Origin of the sequence: Flavobacterium davisii (assembly GCF_019565505.1) — a bacterium.
In the GTDB taxonomy this organism is placed as follows: Bacteria; Bacteroidota; Bacteroidia; order Flavobacteriales; family Flavobacteriaceae; genus Flavobacterium; species Flavobacterium davisii.
The window spans coordinates 952668-977038 of the sequence record NZ_CP067378.1; the positions used below are offsets into that span (position 1 = coordinate 952668).

The window sequence follows — 24371 nt, forward strand, 5'->3', positions numbered from 1 at the left end:
TTTTATAAATTTAAGAAATCAATTATGATGTCTAATTGATAGGCTTTCAAAATTCGTTGCGGATGGGGTTCATGTAAACTTATAATTTGCTTATTTTGATTAACAAACTTCCTTCTTGACCCACCTGTTTTTCCTTTCGATAGCTCTTCATATCCAAAATAATTCAAAACCTTTAACATTTCTTCCCATGTAAAATCTTTTGGCTTTGATTTTAAACGTTCTATTAGTTTTTCAATTTTACTCATACAAATTTATTAAATAAAATTAAAATGCAACTATTTTTTAGTTGCAAATATTTTCCAATCCTAACTCCTATAATTTTAAACAAAAATAAAACACAAATATACTTTCATTTTTTTTTGAAAGTTTAAAAACTTTGTTGTACATTTGAACCATGGAATTCAAAGAAGCAAAAAACAAATTCGTTCAAACATGGGGAGCATTAGGCTCACAGTGGGGTATCAACAAAACCATGGCGCAAATTCACGCCTTGTTGATGATATCTAACGAAGCGGTTTCTATGGAAGACATTATGGAAGAATTGCAAATTTCGCGTGGTAATGCTTCTATGAACATTCGTGCTTTGATGGATTGGGGAATTGTTTACAAAGAGTTTAAGGCTGGTGAACGTCGTGAATATTTTACCGCTGAAAAGGATTTGGATGAATTAGCAGTAAAAATTTCAAGAGAACGTAGCAAACGTGAAATCAAACCTGCTTTGAAAGTCTTGAAAGAAGTTTCTTCTTTGCAAGACGCAAACACAGAAGAGGAAAAACATTTTATTGACCAAACTTCCAAATTGTATGACTTCGTCTTAAAAGCGGATAATGTTTTGGATAAAATAACCGAATACAAAGACAATTGGTTAGCGCAATTGTTAGTTAAATTTATGAAGTAAAAAAATTTAATTAAAACTTTCATTTTTTTCTGAAAGTTTAATAAATACAAATATTATGAAAACTATATTTACAACAAGCAAAGTAATTAATGTCATCGCTATACTTTTCTTACTACTAGGCGCATATGGTATTGCAATAACAGGATTTTTACAAGTATTAGGAGCAACTTTATACTTAATTGCTTTTCCTAAAAACAAATTGATATATAGTTATTTTGCTCTTGTCATTATTTTCTTTGTGTTTTGGGATAAAACTTTTAATTGGTTTTTTGCATTACCTTTTTTACTGATTTTCTATTTGACATATATAATTCATTTTCAAAAAATTTTAAATAAAACTTTCATTTTTTTCTGAAAGTTTAATAAATAAACATATTATGAGAAACTTAGTTTACTTAAATCTTTTCTTTGTTGGATTACCAATTCTTTTATGCCTCATAGGGATAATATATGAAGCCTTTCTAATCTGGGGTCTTGTATCTACGATTTTAACCGGTTTATTCCAACTTATAGCAGGAACAAGTTTATTGTTTAGAAATCCTAAAAACAAATACCTTCAAGCTTATATAATAGGTGTTGTATTCTTTTTTACACTTTGGTTTCTTGACATAAAACTTTTCAAATATAGCTATACTAACACACTTCTACTTACTTTCCCAACAATCCTTGCAATATACTTTACCATAATTATTTATAAAATTAAAGAATAAGACTATGAACTTCTTAACCGCACAATGGAAAAATCTGATCATGGCAAATTATGTTACTGATCCTATAGTATTACAAAAATATCTTCCTACTGGTACCGAATTGGATTTTTTTAACGGCAACTGTTATGTGAGTTTAGTTGGATTTATGTTTGAAGACACAAAAGTTTTAGGCGTAAAAATTCCCAATCACATCCATTTTGAAGAAGTAAATCTTCGGTTTTATGTAAAACGATTTGAAAATGGTGAATGGAGACGTGGTGTTGTGTTTATTAAAGAAATTGTTCCTAAAAGCGCTATCACTTTTGTTGCTAACACTTTATATAAAGAGCATTATGAAACCCAAACTATGAGTCATAAAACAAATTTAGAAGCAGAGATTTTGAATGTAAGCTATCTATGGCATCAAGAAAACGGCAGCAACAAAATTGAGGTGAATGCCTATGATTTTCTGTTACCATTAGACCCCAATAGTGAAGCCGAATTTATTATGGAGCATTATTATGGCTATACAAAATATAACTTAAACACAACCTATGAATACGAAGTACAACATCCTAAATGGGAACAGTATTCAATTAAAAATTATTGTATTGAAGTTGATTTTGAAAAAAATTATGGAACTGACTTTAGCTTTTTAAATACTAAAAAACCAATATCACTATTTCTTGCTAAAGGTTCTGCAATTGTCGTAAAAAACAAAAGAAAAATCTACATTCATGATACCTTTTAATTATAATCTAACTGATTATATTTTTTTTTAATTACCATCATTTTCATCATAATGACTGTAGGCAAAATATGTTATAAAAACGGAAATGTGTAGGTCACGAATTAATTCCTAAATTTCAAACACCAACTTTTTTTGAACAAAAAAATCCTTTGCCTCATCTTAAGCTGTAGATCTATGTATTTTTCAAATGCGATTGTCTTGCTACAACTTCTTTATATTAAGCATTTTTAAAGCATAATTAATATCAATAGCAAATCCTATTCCATTTGTATTCGATTGATTCATTTTAAGTGTATTGATAGCGAGTACTTCCCCAAATTTATTTATTAATGGTCCCCCACTATTCCCCGAATTTATACTTACATCACTTTGTATAAAATCTACACCGTTCATTTTCCGATAATTACTTATAATTCCTTTGGTTACCGTTTTTTCTAACGTCTTATCAAGAGGCGTACCAATAGCAAAAACTTCTTGTCCAATTTTTTTAAAATCTTTTTTTATTATTGGTAATCCTTTAGATTTATGATTTATTTTCAAAAGAAGCAAATCAACATCTTTATTAGATTTTACAACCTCCGCTTTGATTCTTTTACCGTTAACGGTTACAAAATAATCATCAATAATTGAACCTATGTGAAAATTAGTTAAAATATACCCTTCATTATTGATAAAAATCCACTACCAAAAGAATTTCCCGATTCAATGGTAACTACCGAATCCAAATATCCACTTATTTCGTTTTCCTGATACTTTTCCTCACACAACACATTAATTTTCAACTCATTCCCTATTGTTTCTTTTAAATAACTGTTTTCAATTTCAAGGAACTTTTGGTATAAATCTTCATTTTTTAAAAGTTCTAATTGAGAAAAATATACTAAATCATGCAATAGTAAGTTATAATTATTTTTCAACCTATATCCGCCTAATTTTGTATTATAACTAAATTTTGGATTATCTAAATCATTTCGATCAAAAACGAACCATTCCATTTCAATACTGTAATTGCCAACATATTCACGTAGAAGTTTCCCTTTTAGATCAAAATTAATTTTTTTTATTATTGGTTTTAAAATTACACGTGGCTCAAGCAATAAGGATTTTTCTTTTTTGCTTTTTCTTGATCGAAAAAAACAGGTTGAACGAATGTATCTCCAAAAGCTTCAAATATTCTATTTTCAAGATTCGTAGTATGACCTAATAGCAAATTTATATTCTTAGATTTTAAATATCTTTTAGATTCATTTATTGTACCTATCAATTCGTTTTCATCTATCTTGTAAGTAGGATTAGCAAATCCAACAAAAATTTCACCTTGCTTTTCAGCTTTATAAGGGATCAAATTAAAAATGACTGTATTATTATTTATATTTGTATAAAACTTATCTGGATTGGCAAAACAATTCTGAATTTCTTTATTTTTTTCATCATTATTAACCTCTAATGTTAATAATTTGAAATTTTCTTTTTTATTTTCAAAACAAAACTTCCGTTCTTACTAATTTCATAAGGGGTTTTTCCTAGAAGCGTGTTATCTTCATCATATACTAAAGCTTCCGAAGGAAATACATCTATTATCTTTGATTGAGCGTTTACAACAATAATATTTAGGAAACACACTGCTAATAGAAAATTCTTATACATTATTTTTATATTTTTGCCAAAAATAATATATTCTATGAGAAATAAATTTCTTTTTTTAAGTTTATTCGTCATTAATTTATGCTTTGCTCAATTTACAGCCAAAGAATACGATAGTGAGGAGTTTAATCAATTTAAAGCCTCAAAAACGTATGTAGTGCTTACAGGCGACGAAAAATTTGATACTGAATTAACAAAATCGATGTCAAATACCGGAAAACAACACCCTATTCAATCATTTCAAGTAAAGAATTTGAAACAAAAATTGCCGATAAAACAGCCTCTTTTATATGCTTATTAGGGAGTACGGATCGACTTGTGAAAACATATCATTATTTAGCATTAATTAATGGTGGAAAAAAAACAATTAGTAGATATGAATACAAAGATTTAATTGCCTATGCTCCAATCAATTTCTTTATAAATGAAAATAATCTAACTGATTGTAGTTTTAGAGTGCGTAATATGATTGAATCAATGGTTCTTTCAATAGAGTTAGTGCAAAAAAATAATATTAAAGGAAGTACTTTATCAATTGCAAAAGGATTACAGAAAATATATTTAAAACGTTCTCCTAAAATTAAAGAAAGAACTCTATTAATATGTGAAGAATCAATTAATAAAAAAATTCTTACTGGTTCAGGTTTACAGCCTATTGGTATAGATTATTTACTAACAAAAGACATTAATAAAGACGATATTGCAGGTTTATATCCTTTTAAATACGAAATTTGTAGCAAAGAAAAAATTGAAAAAGTCATCAAAGAAAAAGACAAAGACTACTATTATCTTCAACCTACTATAACATTAAATAAATCTATTTTTGTTTTTGACCCTGAAAATGGTGAAGTAGTATATTTTGATTATTCAATACAAGGATTAAATTTCAACAAAGGAAATTTGAAAGATTTAGTGAAAGCCATAAATAACTAATTATTAGAGGGTATTCTAAAAGTCGAAACTGGTTTCTGAAAATCATTTATACGAAAACTATCTCCCATAGGGGGGCGAATACTTTAGTAAAGAAAAAGGATGTCCTAACCCTTTCAGCCTCCCTCCTATTCTAAAAAAACAAACACCAAACTAAAACAGGTATCGCTTCCACCCAAAATGACGTATAATATTTAGAACGATTAGCGGTAGCAAAAAATAATGCAATAGCAATAAAAAATGGCAATACTACTAATTGATTATTGAAATTGCCATTGCTATTGAATTTAAAAACTTTCAATAATGCACAAATAACCAACAAAACATACCCCAACCACTTTGTCTTCTTTACTCCTATTTGTTGCGGAATAGTTTGCAAACTCAATGCATCATTAGATAAATCAACAATTTCAAAAATAAGCATCAAAACAAAAACAATAAGAAAACGTTGGATGAAATAAATCCAAATCAATTCTCCAATTAGCATTTCTGAATAAAAAATGGGTAAAAAGACTGTTACAATAGCCCAACTCAATGCTACTAGATAAATTTTTACGCCGCTCCAATTTCTAAAATTTGTCGATTTAGGTAATATAGGCAGGGTATAAAAACCGGTTAGCAACAATGACACGATGGCGATAATTTGGGTTGGCTGGTTAAGTTGAAAAAAATAATATCCACAACATACTGCCGAAACAAAACTTAACACAATAACCCCTTTCAATTGACTATGCCAAACTACTTTTTTAACTCTAGCTAATTCATCATATTTGATAAAATTATAACCTACTATTGTCCCAAAAAAGGCAAACCAAGATACATTATTATCAATTCGTAACTGAAATTCAGCGCACGTAATTTCTATAAAAGCAAAAACCGCTAAAGCTACGTGAATGCTTCCGTTGATATAAAAGTCGAAAATCTTTTTGAGCAGTTTACTCATTTTCTATAGTTACATACTGTTTTAATTCGCTACCTGATTCATCAACTACTGTAATCAAATGTTTTCCAGTGGAAGTTATAATGGGCATTTCGTGAAAAGTTTGTGTAGTCCCTTTAAATTCGTTGTCAATGTACCAATATATTTTTGTATCCCTGTTTGAATGTGCTATTTTAAAAATAACAGGCTGTATTTTTCCTTCAAAGTTTTTCGTGAGGTAGATTTTACTATTGGCTTTAGGATAAATAAATCCCATTGAATTTGTATTTACGTCTTTACAATCGGATCGAAACGGGGGTAATGGCCTATAGTCTATATGTAGTGCTTTGTAATACCATTCCATCACGGGAGGTAAGACAAACCAAGATTGGGTAACCATATTATCTACCGATTCACAAGTACTATTCACGCGATACTGTCTTGTTGGATCTAAATGTATGGTTTTATGATACGGACAAACTTTTGTTTTCATCCCGCTTTTAGGAATAAGTTGTTTCACTTTTGGACAATCATCTTTGGCTAAATACCCACTTAGTTTACAGCCATCTACCGAAACTAAATCTTGGGGTTGTGAAAACCATTTTTTACGTGGTAACAAATGAAAAACATCAAATAAAACAGGTGCAGCACTATCAATTCCTGTTAATTGTGGTCGTCCCTCACCCGAAGCATTACCAACCCAAATTCCTACGACATAATCACTATTGGTTCCTATTGCCCAAGCATCACGATTCCCGAAACTTGTACCCGTTTTCCAAGCAATTTGTATAGAAGAATCGTAAAAACGCCAAGCTTCATCCTCAGTTGGACGATTTACCTCTTTCATCGCTTGATAAGTTAGATAAATTGCTCCTGCTCCAACGGTGTTTTTCTCTTCTTTTTCATCTCCAAATTCTTGTAAAAAATCTTTTTATAATTGATTTCACAAAATTCATTTGTTCTGTATTTCTGTGACTTTTGATAATAATTTAACGAAGAAGTTAGATTAGCATAAGTCCGACTTAAATCCCATAAATTACTTTCGGCACCACCTAAAATTAGTGACAAACCATAATGATCTGGATGTTTATTGATATTTTTTAACTTGTATTGCTTTAATGTTTCATAAAATTTATGAACGCCGTGTTCTTGCAACATCAAAACCGCAGGAATATTCAAGGATCTAGACAAAGCCCTTTGTGCAGGCACAGCACCGTCAAACGTTAAATTGAAATTTTGAGGCATATACCCTGAAATTTGCGTGGGTATGTCTGCAACTAATGTATTGGGTAAAATTTCACCTTCATCTACCATTGATGCAAACAACAAGGGTTTTAATACACTTCCTGTACTTCTGGGTGCCGTAATAATATCTACATCCTTATCGTGATACCTATCTGTAGGCGTATTTCCTACATAACTTAGTACATTTCTGTTTTTAACATCGAGTACAATCACTGCCATATTATGGACTTCGTTTTGACTATATTGATTGTAATATTGGCTCACGATCTGGTTGACTCTGTTTTGCAGAGAAATATCGATAGTCGTTACCATTTTTTGCTCAGGATTTTCTTTAGCCACTTTTTGCAATAAATGGGGGGCGATTTGCGGCAAATTAAATGGTTTTTGCGGCAAAGGTTCTGTAATAGCAAGGTCGAAAGTAAGTTTATCGATAATTTTATTATCCCATAATTTTTTTAACAATCGATTGCGTTTTTTTAGTAATTGCTGCTGATTTTTCCCTGGATAAATCAATTTGGGTGAATTAGGCAAAACCGCTAATGTAGCACTTTCAGCCCACGATAATTGATGCGGTTGCACCCCAAAATAACGCCAAGCAGCCATTTCAAGACCTACCACATTTCCTCCAAAAGGTGCGTGTGCTGCATATAATTCTAAAATTCGTTCTTTTGAGTGCCTGAACTCCAAACGAGTGGAAAGAACAAGTTCTATAATTTTTTCAAAATAAGTTCTTTTTGATTTTTTCGAGACAAACGAACCACCTGTTGCGTAATGGTACTTCCTCCTCGCACTACTTTTCCTGCTGCTCTGTTTTGTTTGATTGCCTTGACCATTGCAATAGGGTTAAAACCAGGATGATAATAAAAATGCTCGTCTTCAAAATAGACCACACATTTTTTAAACTTATCAGGAATAGCATCTTGTTCTGGAAACCGCCACTGACCATCAGAAGCAATTTTTGCTCCTAATAATTCACCCGTACTACTTTCAATCACCGTTGAATAAGGTTCAACAAAAAGTATTCGTGGTAATGAAAAATAATAAATAATTAGGACTATAAATCCAATGATGGATTTCTTTTTATTGGAAATGATCCAGTTTTTTATTTGTTTAAAGAAATTTATATTATGAAATTTATTTTTTAAATCCATTTATGATTAAATATTTTCGGATTTTTTTATTTCACAGAGTTACACAAAGGAAACACAAAGTTTCACGAAGCTTTGTGAAACTTTGTGAAAAAACTTTGTGAGACTTTGTGTTACTGTGCTAAATTCAATTTTTACTTCACGATTTGCACCCATTGTCCCTTCGTACGAGCCATAAAACTATTATCATACATAGCTTCACACTGTACACTGGCAAATAATAACTTCCTAAGTAGGAAGCATTAATCAGCATTTTGAATACTCTAGTTTCTCCCGATTTTAATCCGAAGTAATAATTCGCTCTATCATCACGGATATCAATATAATCTGCTAGATTTTCTGTTGCGTTACCAAAATCAGTATAACGCGTATTGACAATTTCAAATCCAGAAGGCAAAATTTGAGTAAGTGCTATGTTCGGCACAAATTCGTTTTTGCCATTTCTAAGCACCACCTCAGCAATAAGTTCTGTTCCTTGAGCAATTTTAGAAACATTTATCGCTTTTCCTTTTCTATCTTTAAATACTACCGAAGCCGTAACATTACTAGAAGCTACTTTTTCTTGTCCCACAGGTAGTATTCCACTATTAATAATTCTAAGGAATAACGTATTGTTTTTATTATTTTTCAAAGTCACTTTACCTATACCTCCTGTCGTGATAATAGTACGCTGCGCAATAGGCTTTGCAGAATTGATAGCAACCGTTTTACCAGCATTTGTCAACTGTACATTAATTCCTTTTCCGCCATTAAATTTAGCAAACTTAGACATGGCATACAATGAATACGCCGTCGTTTGCGTACTCATCCAAGTGTCTGAAGAAAGATTTTTAGCTAAGGTCACCGCCGTTTTAAACGCTTTTTGTTTTTGATTCATCAAAACTAAAGTCTCTAGTGTCATGGCTCGATTTCTATCTGCCGAACCATAACTATAATAATACCCTGAATTTGTATCGTCAATAGTACTATGCAATAACAATTCCGTTGCTGCACTGGTTTGCTGAATAAGCGCATACGTTGCTGCTAAACGAAGTTTAGTTTCATTTGAAATACCTTTTGTTTCACGCAAACGATTCATCGAAGCTAAATCGGCTGCATCAGCAAGTGCCAAAGTGTATAAACGATACGCTTGATTCAAATCGGTATTATAATCATTTTCCATTCGCCATTGCTTCGCTATTTTTTGTTGGTAAGCAATCCATTTTGATTTAAAATTTGCAGGTAAGGCATATCCTTTTTTCTCAGCTTCTAGCATAAAATGTCCTGCATAACTCGTTCCCCAATCATCTGGCGTTGTACCACCTTCCCAATAACTTACACCCCCTGCAACAAGCTGAAAACTGGATAATCTTGCAATCCCTTTGGTCACATTTCGCTGAATAGATTGTTTCCTAGTTGCATCTACATCGATAATATCTGTCAAATACAACTGTGGAAAAACAGAAGAAGTCGTTTGCTCCACACAACCGTGAGGGTATTGAATAAGATAATCTAAACGTCTTCCAAAATCGATTGTAGGAATAGATGAAATTTCAATAACCGCCTTATTACTTCCTGCTACACCAAATGATTTCCAATCCATCGTTTTTTGAGCATTCCCCCTATAAGCGCATCTGATGTAAGCGTAGTCACTGGATTAGGATTCATAACATCTATTTCGACCTCATAAACCGATTTTTCATTTCCAGAAGTTGCTATAACTTGAACTTTTCCAATACCTGTAACATTTCCAACACTCAAATTGAAATAGGCCATTTTTTCATCCGGACTTGCGAAATATACTTTTTGTGTCGCTGGACTCGTCAATTTGACTGCATTGTTTGTTTTTACTTGTACGGTAACATTTTTAATATGCTTTTCTGTTGCAAAAAGCGTTACGGGTAACGTTACTTTTTCCGAAGGAGAAATTTTCCTAGGTAAAGAGGCTAACACCATTAACGGACTTTTCACTGCCGTCACTTTTTCGGCCATACCATAGGCTCCTTTTTCGGCATTCGCAGCCACGATCATAGTCTTTACCGAACCTATATATTTAGGTAGTTTGAACGTATGCGTTTTACTTCCTCCACTTAATCTAAACGGGCCAAAATACATTACTACAGGTTTGAAGCGATTTGCCTTTTTAGCATTTGCTCCGCCTTTTTCGGCATCACCACCAATACTAAAAATCTGATTGATACGACCACCATAAGCCCCTATTACATTATCATAAATATCCCGGTACGAACTCCTAGAGCTTCACGGGTATAGAAACTATCCCAAGCATTTGGCGTTTTAAATCGGGTTAAATCTAAAAGCCCCTCATCAACCACCGCAATCGTATAGGTCATATCCTTACCATTTTCTTCACTAACCTTAACATTTACGGTACTTTCAGGCTTTAAGACTTCTGGCATTTCAATTTTAGGTTTCAAAATCGTTTCTTTATCAACCACACTAATAGGCACCAGACCATACATACGAATAGGCGCATCATTTTTGGTCGAAGCGTGCGGACGCAGCATCGTTATGTTAATATAAACATTAGGAGCCATATCACTAGTAATATCAAGATTTACTTGTGTTTCCCCTTTATCTGTTTTTTCCCAGAATGTTTTTACCACTCGAGAACCATTTTCGATAGAGATCAACGCTCGTCCCCCTTCACTAGATGGGAAGAAGATTTTTGCCGTTTCTCCTACGTTATATTCTTTTTTATTAGTTGAGAAACGTAACATAGTAGCTTCTTTACCATCCGAATTTTTAGAACGTTCCGACCAATAAGGATAATCTAAAAACACTGTATTACCAGTCGCATGACCATCGTTAGGGTCTATAGCTCTAATTAGGTAGCGTCCCCATTCGTCTTCTGGTACAGAAAAGGCTACATTACCTCGCCCAGCACTATCTGTATTAATTCGAAAAGTATCATACGGTGTTGTGGACGTGCCTGTACTATAATTTGACAAATTATCAGACGATTCGTCCCACCACCATCTGGAATCAATTTTATAAACTTTTATCTCTAGTCCTCTTACCGATTTAGGTTGGCCTTTCTCGTTTAGTGTTATAAATTCATAACGATTCTTTTTGCCTGTTTCTAACAAACCATATTTATTAGGCTCGGGTGTTTTTATACCCACATACGTAGGATAAGGAGAATATTTCACTGCGCTCACATCGGTACTTACATCACCTCCATTTTCATAGACTTTTGTAATAAAAGCTGCATTTAACATGCCGGGTGCTTGTCCTTTCAAATTAGGATCTATAGAAAAACTTGCTACACCATTTTGATTAACTTTTCCTGCATACACATTTACTTCTTCTGTAGAAAAAGCACGAGTAGGATCATCAAAAACATAATTAGAATATCCTTCAAAAGTTGTGGTTTGTTGAGTAAACTTGGCTTGTACTTCGGTTTTTAGATCTTTGGCAATAGCGCCGTGCATCCAAGTAACTTTAATTGTGTTATGATTTTTTCTTGTAGCTGAAAGAACTTTTTGATTAAAACTATTTTTAATTTTTAATCTATTCGGTTTAATTGTTTCAATTTTTATACTCTTATAAAAATTGGCTCCTCCTACATTTACTTTGGCTTCCCAGTTTCCTGTTGGAGCATCCGTATTGGTTGCTATATCAAAACGGTAATGATGATCTTCATTGGTCTTATGAATATATTGATAAATAGTTTTACCTGCTGGATCATTGAATCTAAATTTTAGGGGATGATTTACGGGTATTTTATTTGCATTATCATTTAAGATAAATGATAGATGAATAGAATCACCGGGACGCCAAACGCCTCTTTCGCCATAAAGATAACCTTTTAATCCTTTTTGTAACGATTCTCCTGCTACATCAAAATTACTTAATGATAAAGACAGTTCATCATCTAATTTAACATACGTTGTGCTTTTTCCTTGTTTTACTATAGCAAAATAAGCAAATTTCTTTAAGTCAAATTTGGCTATTCCGCTGCCATCGGTTGTTGAAGTGGCTATTTTTTGTTGTTGGTAAGTGTATAAATCTACGGTTGCACCTCCTACAGGATCTGTTGATACAATATCACTTACTGCTATTGTTATACTTTTATTATTTCCTCTTTTAGCTATAACGCCTAAATCGGTAGCTAAAACATTTGTTGATACTTTTGTGTTGTTGTAATAATAATCTGTGCATGGATCTTGACTTTGTAACCATTCGTAGTCTTCTTCATAATAGTAATCATAATCTTCTCCACTATAGTTTACATCATCTTCTTCTACCTCTTCTTCTTCTTCTATTATTTCCTCATTATCTCCTGAACATTTATACAATGCGTCTCTCTTTTTAAATGAAAATTCTACTCTATAGATACAGCCTGGTTCTGATGCTATCATTTTGGATAAATCAAGAGCATAAGTATTCCATTTACTATAATCTAAAAGTTCATTTTGTTTTAATTCAAGGGTGGTTTTGGCAACTGGTTGGCTTACTTTTTTAAGGTTTCTGTTACCGTTCAATTCATTATCTTGTAAGAACTGTAAGATATTGTTTTCATATATTTTATAAATTTTCACGTTTACTTTTTTCAAATTAGCCGCTTCAAAATGGATTTGTAAATGGTTAGAACTTGGCAAAATAGTCCCATTTTTAATTAGTCGAACAGCTGGCTTTATGGATTCAAAATCAATTGTTTTTGCATAATTTTCTTTTAGTTCGTCTCCATAAATATTCTTAATTCCTTGAAAAATTTCAACTAATCGTGATCCGCTTAACGTTTCTTTTGGCGTTTCTTCTTCTTCTGCTGTTTCTTCTTCATACGATTCATCGCTCTCATTTGATACTGGAACAGTTGTTATGGAGTCTACTGCTTGTACTGTTGCTACAGTTGAGTCAATAGCTGTTGCGGTGGTATCTTCCGTTTCTACAACGGTTATTGTTTCTTTTTCAACAGGTGCTGCTATGATTACTTCTTCTTTTTCGGGTTTGTTGTTGTTAAAAAATACTTTTAAAATATTTCCTGTTACTGCATACTTTACGCCCTTTGTATTTTGAATATTTATTAATCCGCTAAAATCTTGGTCTTTTTTTAAGGGGTCTGAAAAATTTATTAGTAATGATTGGTTGTTTTCATCTCCTACTTCAACACGCATTACTTTAAAATCATTTTTTGCGGGAATTGCTAATTTAGATTTTCCTTCGTTTTCTGCTTCTATTGCATCACCATCCCATTCCAATGCTATTTCACTAGCTTGGTCAAAACGCTTAATACCTTCTACTCGGTATTTAAATTCAGTATTGGTGCTTTCGTCTTTATCAAAAGTAATTTCTAAATCATCTCCTTCTTGTGAGCATTCTAACAAATCTTCTATATCGTCAAAATCCGCTACATCGGCAGTCTTTACTGTACCTATTAGATAATACGTTTCTTTATCTGAAGATTGCAACTCATCTGTCTTCACAATAAAATCTTGTTTGATAGTTTTGAAAGAGAATTTGAATTCTTCTAATTCTTTAGGAACCGATTTTATTTTTTCTAGATTTAAAGTCACTTCGTACAATGTATTTTGATCCAATTTATCTTTTGGAACAAAAGCTATTGTATTGGAGGAAAGGGCAACTACTTTTCCCCTTACGCTTGGAGAAATATCAAACAAATCACTATCCAATTCTTGATTAACTTTCCAAGTTGAATTATGAAAAGCTAACTGCACTCGAATATCCGATTTGACGGAAACAAACCCTGATGTAAAAGCATTAATATATCCTTTAAACAGTCCAAAATTAGAATTAAAATCAGATGCTTTTTTAGAACACGAAAACTGAAACAAAAGCACGAAAAACAAAACAAGTAGTCTAGATAATTTCATTATTCTCAAAAATTATTTATTTAGATTAGCAAACGTAAATGTAAGCGATTTAATGTATAAAAATATCACATAAAAATTAATTTCGTTAAACACCTCTAAATGTTAGTTAAATAGTAGTAATTTTGAGGCACTCAAAACAACACATTATTTTTTGATTGAATGAGAACAGATACATTTGCTTTAAGACACATTGGTCCAAGAGAAGAAGACCTTTCACACATGTTTAAAACGATTGGTGCAAAAAATATTGACCAATTATTGTACGAAACTTTTCCAGATGGAATTCGTTTAAAAGAAGACATAAAGCTTGACCCCGCAATGACGGAATATGAGTACTTGACTCATATAACACAGTTAGGTGCTAAAAATAAAGTTTTCAAATCATACATTGGCATGGGCTATCACCCCGCAATCGTTCCTCCTGTTATCCAACGAAACATTTTTGAAAACCCCGGATGGTACACTGCTTATACACCTTATCAGGCCGAAATTGCTCAAGGTAGATTAGAAGCTTTATTGAATTTCCAAACTATGGTCATCGAATTGACTGGAATGGAAATTGCCAATGCTTCTTTATTAGATGAAGGTACAGCTGCGGCTGAAGCAATGGCGTTACTTTTTGACGTTCGCACACGTGATCAAAAGAAAAATAATTCAAACAAATTCTTCGTTTCTGAAGAAATATTACCTCAAACTTTATCTATATTACAAACTAGGGCCACCCCTATAGGTATAGAACTAGTGGTTGGTAATCATGACACTTTTACTTTTTCTTCTGACTTTTTTGGAGCAATCGTACAATACCCGGTCAGTATGGTCAGGTATACGACTATTCACAATTTATAGCTAAAGCTACTGAAAATGAAATTAAGGTAGCTGTTTCTGCTGATATTTTATCGTTAGCCAAACTAACTTCTCCGAGTGAGTTAGGGGCTTCTGTGGTAGTGGGTACGACACAACGTTTTGGAATCCCTATGGGGTATGGTGGTCCTCACGCTGGATTTTTTGCTACAAAAGAGGAATACAAACGCTCTATGCCGGGTAGAATTATTGGTGTATCTATAGATGTAAACGGAAACCGTGCCCTTCGTATGGCATTGGGTACTCGTGAGCAACATATTAAACGTGAAAAAGCTACTTCAAATATCTGTACAGCTCAAGTACTACTTGCTGTTATGGCAGGTATGTATGCGGTTTACCACGGTCCTAAAGGGTTGCAATATATTGCGAACAAAGTGCACGCTTCGGCAGTAACGACTGCTAAAGCATTGGCTTCTTTGGATATTAATCAAGTAAATTCTTCTTTCTTTGATACGCTTTTGGTAAAAGCAGATGCCGAGAAGGTAAAAGAGATTGCAGAGAGAAACGAATTCAATTTCTTTTATCCGAATAAAGATTGTGTAAGTGTTTCTTTTAACGAAACAACGTCTATTGCTGATATTAACACCATTATTGCCATTTTTGCAGAAGCGGCTGGAAAATCAGCTATACATATTACGGAATTAGCTACTGAAACTCATATTCCTGCTAACTTAATTAGAACGTCTACTTTCTTAGAGCACGATGTATTTAACAATCATCACTCTGAAAGTCAGTTGATGCGTTATATCAAAAAATTAGAGCGCAAAGATTTATCGTTAAATCATTCTATGATTTCGTTAGGTTCTTGTACGATGAAATTGAATGCTGCTGCTGAAATGTTACCATTAAGCCAAAGCAACTGGAATAACATTCACCCATTTGCCCCTGCCGACCAAGTTCAAGGGTATTTAACTATGCTTAAAAAACTTGAAGAGCAACTGAATGTGATTACTGGTTTCAAAGGAACTTCTTTACAACCTAACTCTGGTGCTCAAGGAGAATATGCTGGATTAATGGCTATTCGTGCGTATCATGAATCACGTGGCGAAGGACACAGAAATGTGTGTTTAATTCCTTCTTCTGCTCACGGTACGAACCCAGCATCTGCTGCTATGGCGGGTATGAAAATTATTGTAACAAAAACCACACCTGAAGGTAACATTGATGTGGAGGATTTAAGAGCTAGGGCAATTGAACACGCTGCTAATTTGTCGTGTTTGATGGTTACGTATCCTTCGACACACGGGGTTTATGAATCAACGATTATTGAAATCACAAACCTAATTCACGAAAACGGCGGATTAGTATATATGGATGGTGCCAATATGAATGCGCAAGTAGGCTTAACAAACCCTGCTACTATTGGGGCGGATGTATGTCACTTAAACTTACACAAAACATTTGCTATCCCTCACGGTGGCGGTGGTCCCGTGTAGGGCCAATTTGTGTTAACGAAAAATTAGTTGACTTTTTACCTACTAATCCTGTGGTAGCTACTGGTGGTAAACATGCTATTTCGGCTATATCGGCTGCGCCTTATGGTTCGGCTTTAGTATGTTTAATCTCTTACGGTTACATCACGATGTTAGGTGCAGAAGGCTTAAAAGAGGCTACGCAACACGCTATCTTAAATGCGAACTATATGAAAGCACGCTTAGAAGAACATTACCCAGTATTATACTCTGGGGAAATGGGACGTGCTGCACACGAAATGATTTTAGATTGTCGCGCTTTCAAACAACAAGGTATTGAAGTAGGTGATATAGCTAAACGTTTGATGGATTATGGTTTTCACGCGCCTACTGTATCTTTTCCGGTGGCGGGTACTTTGATGGTCGAACCAACCGAATCGGAAGATTTAGCAGAATTGGATCGTTTTTGTGATGCTTTAATCGCAATCCGAAAAGAAATTGCTGAAGCTACGGCAGAAGATTCTAACAACCCATTGAAAAACGCCCCGCATACATTGGCTATGTTAACGGCTGATACTTGGGAATTGCCTTACTCTAGAGAAAAAGCGGCTTATCCGCTAGAATACATTGCAGATAATAAATTCTGGCCTTCTGTTCGTCGTGTAGATGATGCGTATGGCGACAGAAACTTGGTGTGTTCTTGTGCGCCTATTGAGGCGTATATGGAAAGTTAGTTTGCTGAACTTGCTAAAAATCGTTTAACCGATATAAACAAAAATGTCCTACATAATATGTGGGACATTTTTTATTTGTGTTATTTTATAAAAATTTTTCTTTTAAACCCTGATTACGTGTTAGAGATTAAAAAACATACAGATTAGGCAAGAGGCTATAGGCAATAGGCAATAGGCAATAGTGAAGAGGCAATAGTGAAGAGGTAATAGTCAAGAGGCTATAGGCTATAGGCTATAGGTAATAGTGAAGAGGCAATAGTAAAGGGGTAATAAATGACAAAATTGTGAACTTTTAAGACAGCCCTAATTTAATAAAAAAGTACGTTTTTTAGATTTAGAGTTCTTCTTTGTTTGGAATAAATTTCTACCGCATAATTTGGGTTAAACTTCATGGGCGAGATGAAAAGACAAAAAAAGGAAGGATTTTTTTGTGGATAGGGAGCAAAAGCCGTAATCTAGTCGTCATTTGGCTCTTTGCCCCAAGGGAAACGTTTCATTATTAGTATATGATACCATTTAAACTTAAATAAAAAGTAATGTTCTCGATACGTTTTTTTCATTTTAAAAAGAACTCGAACAGACGGTTGAGTCTATAATTGAAATCACCGCTAGTTTGAGCGCGAAGCCAATGTCGTTAAGTTAAGGAAATTTAATTCAAAAATCACTTTTTTATATTGATGATTTTAAAGAAATTATGTGATTTCTCCTTATGTCGAAATGACAAGATTATGAAAATTTTCTTGAATAAATCACCGTTCTGTTTGTCACTCCGACGCAAGGAGGAGTCGCATTATCTAATTCAATTTTTGAGCGTGCTGTGTTGTTTACTTTATGTGATTTCTCCTTATGTCGAAATGACAAGATTATGAAAATTTTCTTGAATAAATCACCCTTCTGTTTGTCACTCCGACGCAAGGAGGAGTCGCTTAATCTAATTCAATTTTTGAGCGTGCTGTGTTGTTTACTTTATGTGATTTCTCCTTACGTCGAAATGACAAGATTATGAAAATTTTCTTGAATAAATCACCGTTCTGTTTGTCACTCCGACGCAAGGAGGAGTCGCTTAATCTAATTCAATTTTTGAGCGTGCTGTGTTATTTACTTTATGTGATTTCTCCTTATGTCGAAATGACAAGATTATAAAAATTTTCTTGAATAAATCACCGTTCTGTTTGTCACTCCGACGAAAGGAGGAGTCGCATAATCTAATTCAATTTTTGAGCGTGCTGTGTTGTTTACTTTATGTGATTTCTCCTTATGTCGAAATGACAAGATTATGAAAATTTTCTTGAATAAATCACCCTTCTGTTTGTCACTCCGACGCAAGGAGGAGTCGCTTAATCTAATTCAATTTTTGAGCGTGCTGTGTTGTTTACTTTATGTGATTTCTCCTTATGTCGAAATGACAAGATTATGAAAATTTTCTTGAATAAATCACCCTTCTGTTTATCACTCCGACGCAAGGAGGAGTCGCTTAATCTAATTCAATTTTTGAGCCTGCTGTGTTGTTTACTTTATGTGATTTCTCCTTATGTCGAAATGACAAGATTATGAAAATTTTATTGAATAAATCACCGTTCTGTTTGTCACTCCGACGAAAGGAGGAGTCGCATAATCTAATTCATTTTTTGAGCGTGCTGTGTTGTTTACTTTATGTGATTTCTCCTTATGTCGAAATGACAAGATTATGAAAATTTTCTTGAATAAATCACCCTTCTGTTTGTCACTCCGACGCAAGGAGGAGTCGCATTATCTAATTCAATTTTTGAGCCTGCTGTGTTGTTTACTTTATGTGATTTCTCCTTGCGTCGGGATGAAACGAGAGGCTTAACTTAATGACATTGAGTGCGAAGCGCATCGAGAACGAACACTCATTTTTGTTGTTTTTGTAGAGATACTATTTTTAAACCCAGATTACGCATTAGACCCGAACGTAGCGAATAGACGAAGTAAATCTATTCTACTTTATTTTTCTTCCAATTCAAGCAGGTACTCCATTTTTAATCATCAAAATAGTTGACTATTTCTTCTTCTAAAATTTTCCGTGAGCACTTGAATTTATTGAAATTTTTGTTTCACAACGAAGTCTAATGCGGAATCTGGGTTAAAAAGAAAATTCTAAGTTTACATGGTATGATTTCGCTCCTATTTTGTAAATGATAAGATTGTCCACTTTTACTCCTGCCCTAATGCCATAAAAAAGAACCTTTTATTAGATATAAGGTTCTTCTTTATTTGTACTAAATTTTTATTTTATTTTCCTTCCAATTCAAGCACGTACTCCCATTTTACTTTTTAAAATAGTTGACTATTTCATTTTCTAAAATTCTCTGTGAATACTTGATTTTATTCGATTTTTTTGTTTCATAACAAAGTCTAATACGGAATCTAGCTTTAAATTACTTGTTTTATTAAACTCATTATATACTCTAAGTCGGAAGTGTCGGTAACGGTTAATTCATAATCACCATTGCCCCAATGGCCTGTTTCTGAAACATCTTTTGCTAATCCTTTTGCATCTTCTAATTGTCCTTTTTAAGATTGATAAAAAACTTCAATCCTTTTTAAGAACAACTACATCGGTTATGTTTTTATCTTTTTAAAGGCGATATATAGTTTTTTGGGAGCCACTTCTATTTCATCGGCAAGGTTTAAGATGGCGTTTTTATAGGTTTCATATAATTCTATAACCTCATCTGAAGCATTGCTCAAATGGTCTTCTTCGGTATACACTTTAATTTCGGCTGTAACGGATTTTATTTTTTCGTTTTGTTGGGTAACAGGTTTGATGCTTTCGGCTGATCTTGTTTTTTTAATAGGGTTAATGCTGATAATATCGTTCTGAAAACGTTTTATTTCCCATAACTCGATTGCTATGTCTTTAAAATTTGTGGCCAATCGTTGATTTTCGGTAAAACTGGGCGATACAAAAACTACGCGTGTTTGTGACCATTCTACTTTGCTACTATGTAAGTTTTTGTTTAACGTTTCATTATAGGTCAGTACAAAATCTGCTTTGTTTTCGAGCATCAAGCTTAAATAGGTAAAGCCTTGATCGACTACGCTTGCATTTTTATCGCGTTTGTATTCGATAATGATAAATGATTCTGCTTGTGGGTCGTAAGCTAGGGTATCAATCCGTTTGCCTTTTATAGTAAATTCGCTTTTTACAAACTCTAAACCTGTTAGTAAGGTTAGGTTTTCTTCAAAAAGATGTTGAATATCTCGTTCTAATTTAAAAGGGTTTTCTTTTAGTTGGGCTAGTTTGGTTTTATTAAGGTTGTAAAGATTCATTTTTTATTTGTTTTTTTATTTAGATTCCTTTGTTGTTACGTAGCAATAGTGTCATTACTTTGTCTTGCCTTCTCGCATGACTGTGTGTTTAGTCATTGCAAGACAGAAAGCCTTTATGTGGCATGATTGCTTCTTGCATTGGTTTAAATTGTATTGGTATTGATAAACGCCATCGCTACCTCTTCATTTTCTTCAATGGCTATTTCTACGGCTTTTTTTGCTATTTCTAGTAGTTGCTCACTTTGTTTTTTGAGTGAAAAACTTTCTTCAATTAATTGTGCTATTTCTTGTTGTTTGGTGTAATCAATTATAGGAACTACCACCTTTTGAATTTCTCCAACTCGCCAATGTAGAATGATTGAACCACCAGCATCACGTTCGGCTTGCATTTGTACTAACTTAGAATTTAAAACCAAAGTCAAATATTCAGGAATTACTTGTTTCTCATCCTTTACTTTTAAATGCAGAATTGCACTAGAAGTGACTCCTTCCAAATTTTCTCTTAAATGATAAGCGGTTCCAACGCTCCCATCTTTAGAAAATAAAATAGTTCCTTTTTTAGGTTTTAACTCATCTATTTTGTCTTGAATTTCATTTACAAAAGTTGACGTTAATTTTTTATTAGGTTCAGACAACCCAAACTTATTATAATCAGAAACTCGGATGAAAGGCAGATCTGCAGCATCATCTGAATAATAATTTGAGCCTGGTTCAATAGATTTATTAATTTTAACTATATTCTGTAAAATATCGTATTTTTGAGATTTTATTTTCTCAACTACTGCTTCATACTTCTTTTGGTAATACTCGGCATCTAACCTGCCTGTAATGCCAAAACTTTCCTTAAAAGATTTCACATTTACATTGGGTTCGATTCCCGTCTTCGCTACGGCAGAGGTTGTGATCCAATCAGGACTCGAACCTGTGACCTCCTGCTTAGAAGGCAGTAGGTCTTCATTAAAACCAATCTCTTGGAGTAATAGGGTTTCGGCTTTGGTATAAAGATTTTTTGATTTATTTAATCCGTCAATGAATTTATGTATTAATTTTTCGATATTTATTTGAAGAAGTTGGCTTGCTTCGTAAATTAATGTCTTTTTAGTTCTTTCTAATGTCAATTGATACTGTATTGTCAATTCTCTATGTCTTTGTAATTGACTAAAACCATATTTTGATCTTAAAAAAGCTAATAAATAATATTTGTTAATTTTTTTTATATTTTGAATTCCTAAAACAGTTCGTGATAATGCTACCATTTCGTGTTCGTATACTATACTTGCATAACTAGGAGTTCCAACTTTTGTAATCACTATATCTCCTTTAAGCAAAATTTTTACACCACTTTGTTTTTCAACAAATTCTAACGGTATTTTTTCAAATGTTTTATCTTGTTCTTTTGTAACAATTGGGAATTTGACACAATCAAGACATCTAATGAAAGGAGTGTCTCCAATTTCATATAATTGAGTTGCAGCTGGATAAAATGCGCTTGCTACAAATTTCCCATAATTCCTTAATTCTTTTGATTTTAATTCTTTTAATCTTTTCTCTACATTTAAATCATCTTTTTCAAAAAATTCAGCATCGAATCTATCTCCTAAATCAATTTTTGAAAGCATTACTTCACTAACCTCCAGCCGTTTCAACAACTCCAAATATCTGGTTTCGTTGAAACGGCTAGCTACTTTCCCACAAAAGACAGTTTCTCTTTTTAGCAAATTCTATAAAAGCTTCGGCTATACCGTCTTGGGTTAGTTCGTCGTGGTTAAATAAATCGTGTTTAACTATTAGGTGCCCGTGTGAGTCTAATAAAAATTCTTCTAGATTTTGTGGTAATTCATTGTAATGATCAACAGGTTCGGCTACTTCATTAACTGTTGTATTGTTACTTGTTTTTGTATTAGGGAAATCTTTTTTCTTTACAAATATTTTTTCGCCACTGTTGTCCTTACTGGGTTCTTGCATGGTAGCAAAAAAAATAGGGTAATCTTCTACTTTTGGGCATAAGGTATCGTCCCATTTTTGTATAAACAATACGGAGGTTTTGGTGCCTGTATGGGGTTTAAACACGTTGCCGTGCAAGCCTACTACGGCTAAAATTCGGCATCGTTCGGCTATAAAATCACGTATGTGTTTGTCGCTACTGTTATTAAAACGCCCTTGTGGTAATACGACGGCCATTCGTCCGCCCGGCTTAAGGAAGTCTAGGTTTCTTTCAATAAATAAAATGTCTCTACCTACGGCATTTTGATATTTCCCTGTGGGTTTTTTGCCTAATTCGTATTTAGATATGATACGAGTTTCTTTTATATCGCCGGCAAAGGGTGGGTTGGCCATCAAGACATCAAACTGAAAATCGTGGCAGTTGTATACTTGTTTTTCTTTTACATATATTTTGCCGTTTTTTTCTTCTTCAAAAGTTTCGGTTTTTACTTTATTGTCTTTTAATAGTTTTCTTAAATTTTTCCAACCATTGCCATATACTTCATCCCAATTTTTATCATTGTAATAATCGTCCCAACGTTCAAAATCTAGCGTGTTTAGGTGCAAAACATTGGTTTGTCCATCGCCCGCAATTAGGTTTAAGGTTCTCGAAACGCGAACGGCTTTTTCGTCAAAGTCAATTGCAAATACGTTGTTTCGAACATAATCTTTTTGTTCGGGTAGTTTTTCTTCGGCTGTAAATAAATGACTTTTATTGAGTCCTCGTTCTTTGAGTTGTTTTTCCCATACGTGAAAAATGGCGTGTACAGGAAAACCACAACTACCCGCAGCGGTATCTATAACGGTTTCTTCTGCCTTGGGGTCTAGCATTTTTACACACATATCAATGACATATCGGGGTGTAAAATACTGGCCTTTTTCGCCTTTACTACTTTTGTTTATTAAATATTCAAAGGCTTCATCAACGACATCTAAGTTGGAATTAAACAATTTGATGCTTTCTAATGAAGAGACACAAATAGCCAAATGTGAGGGGGTTAAACTAATTTTAGAGCTTTCAGAAAAAACACCTTCCCATTTTGCTTTTGCTTTTTCAAACAAGGTTTGAATTTTATTTTTGAGTTCGGTTTCGGTTTCTCCGTAATTTCTAAATTCTAGTGTTCTGGTTTTATTTCGGGTACTTTCTAACTCGTCGTATAACTTGGTGAAAATTAATTGAAAGAGTTCTTCAAAAACATCTACTCCGGCATTTGCTAGTACTTCGTCCTCCATTTCCAGAATTAAATCTTTTAATGATTTACGCTCGTTTACTAATTTGTCTTTTTCAATTAAGTCGTCAATCGTCCATCGTTCGGTTAATACATCGGTTAATTTTTGGGATGCGTTGGGAATTTCAGGGATGTCTTTAAAATAATTGGGGTCTCTTCTGTTATAAAATGATATACTATCGCCATTGCTCCAAATTCCTATAGGGGCACCTGTAGCATTACAGTAGGATTTTAGTTGTTCTTTACCGTCTTTGAGTTTTGGTTTTTTGAGTTCAACCATTATGTATATGGACGTTGAGTTTTGCTTATCAAAAATAACGATATCGGCTCTCTTTTTTTCACGACCAAAACTAACGGCGTATTCTAGTTCCATTCTTTCAAACGGATAGTCGTAATCTTGATTTAAAACCAAAAGATACAATTGTCTAACTACTTCCTCGGGGGTTAATTTTATTTTTTTGTTTCTAACCAAACAATCAATATAGGGAATGGCAGTTCCTTTTTTGTCTTTTTCGAGATAGATTGAATTTTCTAGTTTTGAAATTTTATCTTGTGAAAATTGGGTTAGTTTGTAATTGGTATCTTTAAGTATATCAGTTAGTTTCATTATTTAAGGTGTAGACGGTATTTTTTTTCAAAACTAACTATAAAAAACTACTATTACAATTACCGCATGATAGTTTTTAGTATCTTATTGTATTTGGATACAAAAAAGAGTGCCATTGCTGACTCGCTCATTTGCCTATGGTGAGGTCGCTTTGTGCGCTTTAACTCCTGTTATAAAAGCAGCTACTTCGGTG

General features: G+C 33.4%; 14 protein-coding genes and 3 pseudogenes. 6 read left to right on the forward strand and 11 right to left on the reverse strand.

The features are described 5' to 3' along the window. Positions 1–2: 2 nt before the first annotated feature. Positions 3–245, reverse strand: coding sequence for a type II toxin-antitoxin system HicA family toxin (locus JJC05_RS04800; protein ID WP_127823702.1), 243 nt, complete (start codon positions 243–245; stop codon positions 3–5). A 149-nt stretch (positions 246–394) separates the two neighbouring features. On the opposite strand from JJC05_RS04800, the gene JJC05_RS04805 reads away from it, so the two are divergent. From JJC05_RS04805 to JJC05_RS04815, 3 genes are all read left to right on the forward strand, one after another. Next, complete coding sequence (locus JJC05_RS04805) at positions 395–898, forward strand: GbsR/MarR family transcriptional regulator (protein WP_235878397.1); 504 nt, start codon at positions 395–397, stop codon at positions 896–898. Between the two features lie 55 nt (positions 899–953). Further along, positions 954–1253, forward strand: a complete 300-nt coding sequence (locus tag JJC05_RS04810) for a hypothetical protein (protein WP_235878399.1) — start codon at positions 954–956, stop codon at positions 1251–1253. A 359-nt stretch (positions 1254–1612) separates the two neighbouring features. Continuing rightward, positions 1613–2338 carry a YqjF family protein gene (locus JJC05_RS04815; protein WP_235878401.1) on the forward strand — a complete coding sequence of 242 codons (726 nt, stop codon included), beginning with the start codon at positions 1613–1615 and terminating at the stop codon, positions 2336–2338. A gap of 201 nt (positions 2339–2539) precedes the next feature. Here the strand turns inward: JJC05_RS04815 and JJC05_RS04820 are convergent, their stop codons facing one another. From JJC05_RS04820 to JJC05_RS04835, 4 genes are all read right to left on the reverse strand, one after another. Continuing rightward, complete coding sequence (locus JJC05_RS04820) at positions 2540–3016, reverse strand: S1C family serine protease (RefSeq protein ID WP_235878813.1); 477 nt, start codon at positions 3014–3016, stop codon at positions 2540–2542. Further along, complete coding sequence (locus JJC05_RS04825; protein ID WP_235878403.1) at positions 2986–3435, reverse strand: hypothetical protein; 450 nt, start codon at positions 3433–3435, stop codon at positions 2986–2988. Before JJC05_RS04825 ends, JJC05_RS04820 begins: the two co-directional genes overlap by 31 nt. Continuing rightward, positions 3417–3683: a hypothetical protein gene (locus tag JJC05_RS04830; protein ID WP_235878406.1), complete on the reverse strand. Its 267-nt coding sequence runs from the start codon at positions 3681–3683 to the stop codon at positions 3417–3419. The genes JJC05_RS04825 and JJC05_RS04830 overlap by 19 nt, the downstream gene beginning before the upstream one ends. A gap of 104 nt (positions 3684–3787) precedes the next feature. Then, positions 3788–3985 carry a hypothetical protein gene (locus JJC05_RS04835; RefSeq protein WP_235878408.1) on the reverse strand — a complete coding sequence of 66 codons (198 nt, stop codon included), beginning with the start codon at positions 3983–3985 and terminating at the stop codon, positions 3788–3790. Between the two features lie 34 nt (positions 3986–4019). Between JJC05_RS04835 and JJC05_RS04840 the strand changes: the two genes are divergently transcribed. Further along, positions 4020–4283: a hypothetical protein gene (locus JJC05_RS04840; RefSeq protein ID WP_235878410.1), complete on the forward strand. Its 264-nt coding sequence runs from the start codon at positions 4020–4022 to the stop codon at positions 4281–4283. Positions 4284–4300: 17 nt separating this feature from the next. Then, on the forward strand, positions 4301–4915 hold the full coding sequence (locus tag JJC05_RS04845) for a hypothetical protein (protein ID WP_235878412.1): 615 nt from the start codon (positions 4301–4303) through the stop codon (positions 4913–4915). A 130-nt stretch (positions 4916–5045) separates the two neighbouring features. On the opposite strand, the gene JJC05_RS04850 is transcribed toward JJC05_RS04845, so the two are convergent. The 3 genes and pseudogenes from JJC05_RS04850 to JJC05_RS19040 form a co-directional block, all read right to left on the reverse strand. Beyond that, positions 5046–5855: a UbiA prenyltransferase family protein gene (locus tag JJC05_RS04850; protein WP_235878413.1), complete on the reverse strand. Its 810-nt coding sequence runs from the start codon at positions 5853–5855 to the stop codon at positions 5046–5048. Beyond that, a pseudogene (gene pbpC, locus JJC05_RS04855) lies at positions 5848–8227 on the reverse strand (penicillin-binding protein 1C). Before pbpC ends, JJC05_RS04850 begins: the two are co-directional and overlap by 8 nt. A 131-nt stretch (positions 8228–8358) precedes the next feature. After that, positions 8359–14058: pseudogene (locus JJC05_RS19040) on the reverse strand (alpha-2-macroglobulin family protein). 159 nt (positions 14059–14217) lie between these two features. Here JJC05_RS19040 and gcvP point away from each other — a divergent pair. After that, positions 14218–17065 (forward strand): annotated as a pseudogene (gene gcvP / locus JJC05_RS04865) (aminomethyl-transferring glycine dehydrogenase). A 2583-nt stretch (positions 17066–19648) separates the two neighbouring features. Here gcvP and JJC05_RS04870 read toward each other — a convergent pair. The 3 genes from JJC05_RS04870 to JJC05_RS04880 all read right to left on the reverse strand — a co-directional run bounded on the left by JJC05_RS04870 (position 19649) and on the right by JJC05_RS04880 (position 24178). Next, a complete protein-coding gene (locus JJC05_RS04870; RefSeq protein WP_309597420.1) occupies positions 19649–20359 on the reverse strand; it encodes a DUF5655 domain-containing protein in 711 nt (236 codons plus the stop codon). 143 nt (positions 20360–20502) lie between these two features. After that, positions 20503–22077, reverse strand: coding sequence for a restriction endonuclease subunit S (locus JJC05_RS04875; RefSeq protein ID WP_235878415.1), 1575 nt, complete (start codon positions 22075–22077; stop codon positions 20503–20505). Further along, the gene (locus tag JJC05_RS04880) at positions 22037–24178 is read right to left on the reverse strand and encodes a type I restriction-modification system subunit M (RefSeq protein ID WP_235878417.1); all 2142 of its coding nucleotides are present in this window, start codon (positions 24176–24178) and stop codon (positions 22037–22039) included. Before JJC05_RS04880 ends, JJC05_RS04875 begins: the two co-directional genes overlap by 41 nt. Positions 24179–24371 lie beyond the last annotated feature (193 nt).

What these genes read in the sequence shown, in the direction of transcription:
- JJC05_RS04880 (WP_235878417.1), bottom strand. Translation starts at nt 24,178, where the DNA reads ATGAAACTAACTGATATACTTAAAGATACCAATTACAAACTAACCCAA.
- JJC05_RS04815 (WP_235878401.1), top strand. Translation starts at nt 1,613, where the DNA reads ATGAACTTCTTAACCGCACAATGGAAAAATCTGATCATGGCAAATTAT.
- JJC05_RS04810 (WP_235878399.1), top strand. Translation starts at nt 954, where the DNA reads ATGAAAACTATATTTACAACAAGCAAAGTAATTAATGTCATCGCTATA.
- JJC05_RS04805 (WP_235878397.1), top strand. Translation starts at nt 395, where the DNA reads ATGGAATTCAAAGAAGCAAAAAACAAATTCGTTCAAACATGGGGAGCA.
- JJC05_RS04840 (WP_235878410.1), top strand. Translation starts at nt 4,020, where the DNA reads ATGAGAAATAAATTTCTTTTTTTAAGTTTATTCGTCATTAATTTATGC.
- JJC05_RS04870 (WP_309597420.1), bottom strand. Translation starts at nt 20,359, where the DNA reads ATGAATCTTTACAACCTTAATAAAACCAAACTAGCCCAACTAAAAGAA.
- JJC05_RS04835 (WP_235878408.1), bottom strand. Translation starts at nt 3,985, where the DNA reads ATGTATAAGAATTTTCTATTAGCAGTGTGTTTCCTAAATATTATTGTT.
- JJC05_RS04800 (WP_127823702.1), bottom strand. Translation starts at nt 245, where the DNA reads ATGAGTAAAATTGAAAAACTAATAGAACGTTTAAAATCAAAGCCAAAA.
- JJC05_RS04850 (WP_235878413.1), bottom strand. Translation starts at nt 5,855, where the DNA reads ATGAGTAAACTGCTCAAAAAGATTTTCGACTTTTATATCAACGGAAGC.